Origin of the sequence: Pelomicrobium sp. G1 (genome assembly GCF_051905455.1) — a bacterium.
Taxonomy (GTDB): Bacteria; Pseudomonadota; Gammaproteobacteria; order Burkholderiales; family UBA6910; genus Pelomicrobium.
Genome location: NZ_JBQACR010000134.1, coordinates 1 through 401, shown reverse-complemented (window position 1 = coordinate 401; position 401 = coordinate 1). Strand labels below are relative to the sequence as shown.

Here is a 401-nt window from a genome sequence, read left to right as displayed (position 1 = left end):
CCGCTCGACACGTTGCCGGCCAGCAGACTGATGGTCCCGGTCGGGGCGATAGCGATCAAGTGACTGTTGCGGATGCCGTGCCGCGCGATTCCGTCCCGGATGTCCGCCGGCAGCGATCGGATGAATTCGCCGTTGAGGTACTGGCCGCGCTCGAAGAACGGGAACGGCCCCTTCTCCTTGGCGAGTTCGATGGAGCTGCGGTAGGCGCTGTGGCAAATCAGGCGCATGACCTCGGCGGCGAGCCCGCGCGCCTCTGGCTCGGCATAGCGCAGGTTGAGCATGATCAAAGTGTCGGCGAGCCCGGTGATGCCCAGACCGATACGCCGCGTGCCGCGCGCCTGTTCCGCCTGCTGCGCGAGCGGGAACTGCGAGGCGTCGATGACGTTGTCCATGAGCCGCAC

At 66.8% G+C, this 401-nt stretch carries 1 pseudogene; it reads right to left on the bottom strand.

The window, feature by feature from the left end:
- Window positions 1–401 (bottom strand): annotated as a pseudogene (locus tag ACTFO6_RS17850) (hypothetical protein); the annotation flags it as partial.